We start from the raw sequence: 6,627 nt of genomic DNA on the forward strand, positions 1-6,627 counted from the left end.
ATTCCTTCTGCTTGATGTGGCTTTCGGTGGATCGTGGATCGGTGGATCAGTGCATGACAAAGCCGCCGTTGACCGCCAGGGTCTGTCCGGTCACGAAGCGGGCAAGGTCGGACAAGGCGAACAGCACGGCGCCGCAGACATCGTCGGGCAGTTGCTCGCGCTGGATCGCGCGTTGCTCGCGGTACAGGTCGTGCCGGTGCTGGGGCACGTATTCGGTGGCCTCGACCAGGGTCAGGCCCGGGGCCACGGCATTCACCGTGATCTGGTCCTTGCCGAGTTCGCGTGCCAGCGAGCGGGTCATGCCGATGATGGCGCTCTTGCTGGCCACGTAGGCAAGCAGGTTGGGCGCGCCCCACAGCGGCGTGTCCGAGGCCAGGTTGACCACCGCGCCACGGCCGCTGGCGCGCAGCGCCGGCAGGCAGGCGGCGGTCATCAGCCAGGTGCCGCGCACGTTGACGTTCATCACGCGGTCCCAGGTGGCGATATCGATGGCGCCGGCGTCACGGCCGCCCGAGTCGGTCACGGCGGCGTTGTTGACCAGGCCATCGAGGCCGCCGAGGGCCTTCACGGCGGCGTCGGCACAGGCCTGCACCGAGGCGGGGTCGGACAGGTCCAGCGTGACCGGCACCACCTTCAGGCCGCGCGCACGCAGCGCATCGGCTTCCTGCTGCAGGCGCTCGGCCAGGATATCGGCCATCGCCACGCTGGCGCCGGCTTCGGCCAGCGACGTGGCGAAGGCCAGGCCCAGGCCGCGCGCGGCGCCGGTGACCAGCACCTTGCGTCCGGCCAGCAGCGTGTTGTGCTGGGTCGCCTCAGGCATGGCTGGCGGCTCCGGCGGGTTGCAGCATGGCCACCGGCTCGTCGGCGACTTCCTGCTCGGCGCGGCGCTTGAGCAGCCGGCGCACGCGCGTGATGCCGGCATCGTGCTGGTACAGCATCTCGTGGTCGCGCGCGTTGGGGGCCATCATCTCCAGCACCACGCGGTCCTGCTCGAGCACGTCCCAGTGCAGCTGCTCCAGGCGGTTGCGGTACAGGAAGCGCCATACGTCGCGCTCCCAGCCCTGCACGTGGCGGGTGCGCCAGAAGAACACCATGCAGTGGTCCTCATCCACCGGCGTAGCCATGCCGACGATGCCGAACGGGCCGCCGGGGCCGACCTTGGCGCGGTACGGGATCGCCAGGCGCAGCCACAGCGTGCCGGTCTCGCCGAATTCGACCCAGTCGAAGTTGACGCCGCGCTGGCCGGTCTTCTCGAACACCAGGCCGTGCTCGGTCTCGCGGATCTGCATCACGGCAGATTTCTCGCCCGACGCCATCGAGTGCGACACCGCATGCAGGTAGGCGCCGTGCATCGGGTCCATCACGTTGTCGATGGCATAGCGGTAGTTGCAGTCCCAGTGCGCCACGCACAGGAAGTGGCTGTGCTCGTCGCTGGCCAGCTCCTCGGGCAGGCGCAGTTCGTCGGGGCTGCCCTCGCCCTGCGGGGCCTGGTCGCCGAACCACAGGAAGATTGCGCCGGCCTTCTCCTGCACCGGGTAGCTGCGCACGCAGGTGCGGCCTTCCAGCGGGCAGCTTTCCACCGCCGGCACGCTCTTGACCTGGCCGTCGCCGCCGACTTCCACGCCGTGGTACCAGCAGGCGACACGGTCGCCCAGGTTCCAGCCCATCGACAGGCGCGCGCCGCGATGCGGGCAGCGGTCTTCCAGGGCGTGGACCTGGCCGGCGCCGTCGCGCCACAGCACGATGTTCTGGCTCAGTCGCGTGATGCCGATCGGGGCATGCGATACCGCCCACGAGGCGGCGACGGGGTACCAATAGTTGCGCAGGCCGCTGTTCAGGCGGGCTTCGGTGCGGGCTTGCTTGTTCGATTCCATGGGGTTTTCTCGCTTCGGGGCTGGACGTGGACGGGGCGGACTCAGGCGCCCAGCCGGCGCATTTCGGCCAGGAAGCGCGCTTCGGTCCAGGGCTGGCCGTCAACGCCGAGGAAACCGGCGTCATTGAACGCGCGCACGATGTCCTGCGGGTTCTGCGCGCCGCCTTCGAACGCAGCCTCGAGGGCATCGCCCAGCGCGTTTTCGTAGGCGCTCGGCGCAGCGGCGCGGGTCTGCCAGACGATGTTGGCGACCTTGCCGGGTTGCTCGATATGGCCCTTGCCTGCCACGTTGTTCGGCGCCGGACGCTCCCAGGGCACCAGGTTCGGGTTGTACGAGAGGCTTTCCATTGCGCTTGGCTCCATGTCTTGCTGCGGGGACCGTGTTCCACGTGCGCGTCCAGCCGTCTGCCGGTGGCCGCGCTAAGTTTTACTAATGAAACACTGGTTTAGATATTGAACACAGGTACGACTATAGACAACCGCGACATAAAAATTGACTGGGGTTAACCCGCTACTGGGTGGGTTGGCTGCGGGTTGGCTGAGAAGTTGAGGCTTCTGCGCCGCGCTACCCGCTGGACCAGCGCCGGCAGGCGCCGTTTCGAAGGGTCAGTCGCCGGCAGGCAGGGCCGCGCGGATCAGCCGCGCGGTGGCGGCGGCCTGGTCGATATAGCAAGCATGGCCGGCATCCGGGATCAGCGAGAACGGCAAGCCGAAGCGTTCGGCCAGCGCGGCACAGGCCGGCGGCGTGGTGACGACGTCGCGGCCGCCGCAGGCGATCTGCGTCGGCACCTGTGGCGGACGGCGCGCCAGGTAGGCGTCGATGTCGTCGCCGCACAGCATCGCCACGGCCTGGCGATAGCCGTCCGGGTTCAGCCGCCGCATGTTCCAGCGCACCCAGGCCTGCGCGCCGGCATCGGCCGCTTCGCTGAGCAGCCGCGCCGGGCCGCGTTGGGCCAGCCCGTCGACGCCCTGCGCGGCCAGCGCCTCCAGGCGCTGGCGTGCCACCGCGCTGGCCTGGGCCTCCTTGCCGGCCGCGCCATAGCCTTGCGCCACGCTCAGCAACAGCAGCCGCGCCGGCAGCCGTCGCGCCGTGGCGATATAGGCGGCAGCCATCAGCGCGCCCAGCGAATGCCCGACCACCAGCGCCGGCTGCAGGTCCAACGCCGCGAGCAGCCCCTCGAGCCGCTGCGCATAGTCGGCGGCGGCCGGGCGCGCCTGCGCCAGCGGGGTGGAGTCGCCGTAGCCCGGCGCGTCCCACGCAATCACGCGCGCATGCGCGGCCAGCAAGCTGGCGCAGGGCAGCCAGGACGCCGCGCCGGAACTGATGCCGTGCAGCAGCACCACCACCGGCCCCGTCCCGCCGCCGCAGCGGTAGGCCACGCGCGCGTCGCCCACTTGCGCCACCCCCTGGGCAAACCCGCGGTCGAGGTCGTCCAGCAGGCGGCGATCGGGTTCCGGGGTCGTCAGGGACATATTTTGTTCCATATATAAAACCACTGTTGGCAAATAAAACTCTCCAAGCATAGGCGCTGCCCCGTTGCCGGCGGGATCAGGGTTAACGATAGGGCGACCGGAAAGCCCGGCGTGGCGCCAGCTGCGGTCCGCCGCAGTTCTCGCTTTAGGGATAACCCTCCTCACATTTTCCGGAAAGTCACGGCTATATTTTGCTCAACGTTTCTTATGTTGTTTGATGTTTCATATATAAAACACAAAAGAGGCGATAAGGACATCCGGTGCCGCCATCCGCAGTGGTACCGGAGAACAAGACCAAAAGACCAAAGACCACAAGACGGAAAACGGAAGGAAACTGGTAGATGAAACTTGCACGAACCGCCGCGGCCCTGCTTGCGGCTTCCCCCCTGCTGGCCTCGGCGCAATCGTCGGTGACGCTGTACGGCGTGATCGACAGCGGTGTCGAGTACGTGAGCAACGTCGGCGCCAACGGCAACGGCCTGGTGCGCATGCCCAACAACACCGCCACGGTGCCGTCGCGCTGGGGCATCCGTGGCACGGAAGACCTGGGCGGCGGCCTGAAGGGCCTGTTCGTGCTGGAGTCGGGCTTTTCGCCGGACACCGGCAATGCCAACCAGGGCGGTCGCCTGTTCGGGCGCCAGGCGCTGGTGGGGCTGAGCAATCCGTACGGCCAGTTGTCGTTCGGCCGTCAGTACACGATGCTGTTCTGGGCCATCCTGGACAGCGACATCCTGGGCCCCAACGTCCACGGCTCCGGCTCGCTCGACAGCTACCTGCCCAATACTCGCGCCGACAACGCGGTCGCGTACAAGGCCAACTTCAACGGCTTCGTGGTGGGCGCCACCTACAGCTTCGGGCGCGACGCGGTCAACGCGGGCCCCAGCCCCGCCGGCACCAACTGCGCCGGCGAGAACCCGGCCGACAAGAAGGCGTGCCGCGAATGGTCGGCCATGCTGGGCTACGACAACAAGACCTGGGGCGTGATCGCGGCGTACGACTCGCAGCGCGGCGGTCCGGGCGCCTTCGCCGGACTGACCAACAGCAACCTGACCGACGATCGCCTGTCGCTGGGCGGCTACATGCTGCTGAAGAACACCAAGCTCGGCGCCGGCTGGATCCGCCGCGACAACGAGGGCAGCCCCACGCCGGTCAGCGACCTGTACTACGCCGGCGTCTCGCACGACATCACGCCGGCAGTCAACGTGGCGGGGCAGGTGTACTTCCTGAACTACCACGGCAGCGACAACCAGGCCATGCTGTACGCACTGCGCGCGACCTACAGTTTCAGCAAGCGCACCTCGGTCTATGCCTCCGCGGGCTTTATCAATAACAGCGGCCAGCTTGCCATGTCGGTGAGCGGGGGCTCGCCCGGTTCCGCCCCGCGCCCGGGCGAGAACCAGTGGGGCTCGATGCTCGGCATCAAGCACGTCTTCTGAGTCCGCCCCAATCCATCCGGGCCGCCGGCGCCGGGCGCCGGGTTCCCCCACGCGGCACCGCCTCCGGGCAGGTGCCCGGTTTTACCGAGCTATGAACATCATGAAGTCTGCACGACGCACCCTCCTGGCCACGCTGGCCGCCGCCCTGCTCGCCCCCGCCGCCTTGATCGGCGCGGGCAACGCGCTTGCCCAGGGCGCGTACCCGAGCAAGCCCGTCACCATCGTCGTCGCCTACCCTGCCGGTGGCGACGTCGACGTGCTGGCCCGCATGCTTGCCGAGAAACTGGCGCCGCGCCTGAAGCAATCCGTGGTGGTGGAAAACCGCACCGGCGCCGCCGGCACCATCGGCAGCGCCTACGTGGCACGCGCCAATCCGGACGGCCACACGTTGCTGCTCGCGCCCAACACCGTCGCCATCGCGCCGCTGGTGCTGCGCACCGGCACCGGGGCCAGCTACGACGTGCAGCAAGACTTCACGCCGATCAGCCAGATCGGCACGCAGTCGCTGTTCGTGGTGGTCAACAAGGGCACCGGCATCACCAGGGTCAGCGACCTGGTGGCACGCGCCAAGGCCGGCAAGGTCGAGACCTATGCCACGCCCGGCAACGGCTCGCCGATGCACATCATGGGCGAGCTGTTCAACAAGTCCGCCGGCATCAAGATCAGCCAGGTGCCGTACCGTGGCCTGGCGCCCGCCATCGTCGACGTGATCGGCGGCCAGGTGCCGGTCACCTACATCACCTACGGCGCGATTTCGCAGTACGTGGGCAATGGCAGCCTGGTGCCGCTGGCCGTCGCCGATCCGAAGCGCTCGCCGTTCGCGCCCAACGTGCCAACGCTGGCCGAACTGGGCTACAAGGACGTCGAGATCGGTGCCTGGCAGGCGCTGCTGGGGCCGAAGAACATGCCGGCCGAGGTGGTGCGCACGCTCAACGCGCACGTCAACGAGATCCTGAAGATGCCCGACGTGGTGGCGCGCATGGCCACCATCGCGGTCACGCCTTCGGGTGGCGACCCGGCCGTGCTGAGCAAGCTGATCGCCGCCGACACGGCGCGCTACGCCAAGGTCGTGAAGGAGTTTGGCATCCAGGCCGACTAAGCCGGCTCTGCTGGGCCGGCTTAGTCGGCCCAGCCTCGCGGCAAACCATACGCTACGGATGTAAAAATTACCCGGGTGCGGCGGCGCCGGCACCACAGGAACCTGCGTTGCAATGTGGCCTGGAAGTTGCTGGGTCTCGCGCATGGACCTGTCGTTCGACTGGCGCGAAGCCCTCCTCTTCACCCTTTCGCCGCTCGAGATCATCGTGCGCGGCACGCTGATGTACTGGGCGCTGTTCGTGCTGTTCCGCTTCGTCGCGCGGCGCGATGTCGGCTCGCTCGGCATTGCCGACCTGCTGGTGATCGTGATCGTTGCCGATGCGGCGCAGAACGGCATGGCCGGCAAGGGCGAGAGCGTCGCCGATGCCGTGCTGCTGGTGGTCACGCTGATCGCCTGGAACCGGCTGATCGACCTGCTGTCCTTCCATTTCCCGGCATTCCAGCGCTTTGCCACGCCGCGCAAGGTGCTGCTGGTGCGCGATGGCGCCAAGCTGCGCGAAAACATGCGGCGCGAATCGATCACCGACGAGGAACTCGAAGCCAAGTACCGCGAGGAAGGCGTCGATTCGCTGGACCAGGTCAAGGCGCTGTACCTGGAGGCGGACGGCAAGGTCAGCGTGATCAAGAAGAAATAAGAGACCCTCGGCCAGAAAAGCAAAGCCCGCCGGTGATGAACTGCACCCCAAGAGTTGGACGCCGATCCAACCTTGGGGTGTTTTTCATGGTGAGACACGACGAGCAACTGAA

General features: G+C 67.7%; 7 protein-coding genes. 3 read left to right on the forward strand and 4 right to left on the reverse strand.

Translation table 11 applies throughout. The features are described 5' to 3' along the window. Positions 1 to 46: 46 nt before the first annotated feature. The 4 genes from E5S69_RS30810 to E5S69_RS30825 form a co-directional block, all read right to left on the reverse strand. Positions 47 to 820, reverse strand: a complete 774-nt coding sequence (locus E5S69_RS30810; RefSeq protein ID WP_171518106.1) for an SDR family oxidoreductase — start codon at positions 818 to 820, stop codon at positions 47 to 49. After that, positions 813 to 1,874, reverse strand: a complete 1,062-nt coding sequence (locus tag E5S69_RS30815; protein ID WP_171518107.1) for an aromatic ring-hydroxylating oxygenase subunit alpha — start codon at positions 1,872 to 1,874, stop codon at positions 813 to 815. Before E5S69_RS30815 ends, E5S69_RS30810 begins: the two co-directional genes overlap by 8 nt. A 41-nt stretch (positions 1,875 to 1,915) precedes the next feature. Further along, a complete protein-coding gene (locus tag E5S69_RS30820) occupies positions 1,916 to 2,221 on the reverse strand; it encodes a recombinase-like helix-turn-helix domain-containing protein (protein WP_171518108.1) in 306 nt (101 codons plus the stop codon). Between the two features lie 258 nt (positions 2,222 to 2,479). Beyond that, a complete protein-coding gene (locus E5S69_RS30825) occupies positions 2,480 to 3,358 on the reverse strand; it encodes an alpha/beta fold hydrolase (RefSeq protein WP_171518109.1) in 879 nt (292 codons plus the stop codon). Positions 3,359 to 3,687: 329 nt separating this feature from the next. On the opposite strand from E5S69_RS30825, the gene E5S69_RS30830 reads away from it, so the two are divergent. The 3 genes from E5S69_RS30830 to E5S69_RS30840 all read left to right on the forward strand — a co-directional run bounded on the left by E5S69_RS30830 (position 3,688) and on the right by E5S69_RS30840 (position 6,515). Beyond that, positions 3,688 to 4,782 (forward strand): porin, encoded by a 1,095-nt coding sequence (locus E5S69_RS30830; protein WP_171518110.1) that lies wholly within the window; start codon positions 3,688 to 3,690, stop codon positions 4,780 to 4,782. 100 nt (positions 4,783 to 4,882) lie between these two features. Further along, positions 4,883 to 5,881, forward strand: a complete 999-nt coding sequence (locus E5S69_RS30835) for a Bug family tripartite tricarboxylate transporter substrate binding protein (RefSeq protein ID WP_171518111.1) — start codon at positions 4,883 to 4,885, stop codon at positions 5,879 to 5,881. Between the two features lie 142 nt (positions 5,882 to 6,023). After that, positions 6,024 to 6,515: a DUF421 domain-containing protein gene (locus E5S69_RS30840; RefSeq protein ID WP_171518114.1), complete on the forward strand. Its 492-nt coding sequence runs from the start codon at positions 6,024 to 6,026 to the stop codon at positions 6,513 to 6,515. The last annotated feature ends 112 nt before the right edge of the window (positions 6,516 to 6,627 follow it).

It is taken from the genome of Cupriavidus necator, assembly GCF_013141915.1.
GTDB lineage: Bacteria > Pseudomonadota > Gammaproteobacteria > Burkholderiales > Burkholderiaceae > Cupriavidus > Cupriavidus necator_B.

Coding starts and splice junctions, on each gene's coding strand:
- E5S69_RS30840 (WP_171518114.1), top strand. CDS start 6,024: ATGGACCTGTCGTTCGACTGGCGCGAAGCCCTCCTCTTCACCCTTTCG.
- E5S69_RS30820 (WP_171518108.1), bottom strand. CDS start 2,221: ATGGAAAGCCTCTCGTACAACCCGAACCTGGTGCCCTGGGAGCGTCCG.
- E5S69_RS30810 (WP_171518106.1), bottom strand. CDS start 820: ATGCCTGAGGCGACCCAGCACAACACGCTGCTGGCCGGACGCAAGGTG.
- E5S69_RS30815 (WP_171518107.1), bottom strand. CDS start 1,874: ATGGAATCGAACAAGCAAGCCCGCACCGAAGCCCGCCTGAACAGCGGC.
- E5S69_RS30835 (WP_171518111.1), top strand. CDS start 4,883: ATGAAGTCTGCACGACGCACCCTCCTGGCCACGCTGGCCGCCGCCCTG.
- E5S69_RS30825 (WP_171518109.1), bottom strand. CDS start 3,358: ATGGAACAAAATATGTCCCTGACGACCCCGGAACCCGATCGCCGCCTG.
- E5S69_RS30830 (WP_171518110.1), top strand. CDS start 3,688: ATGAAACTTGCACGAACCGCCGCGGCCCTGCTTGCGGCTTCCCCCCTG.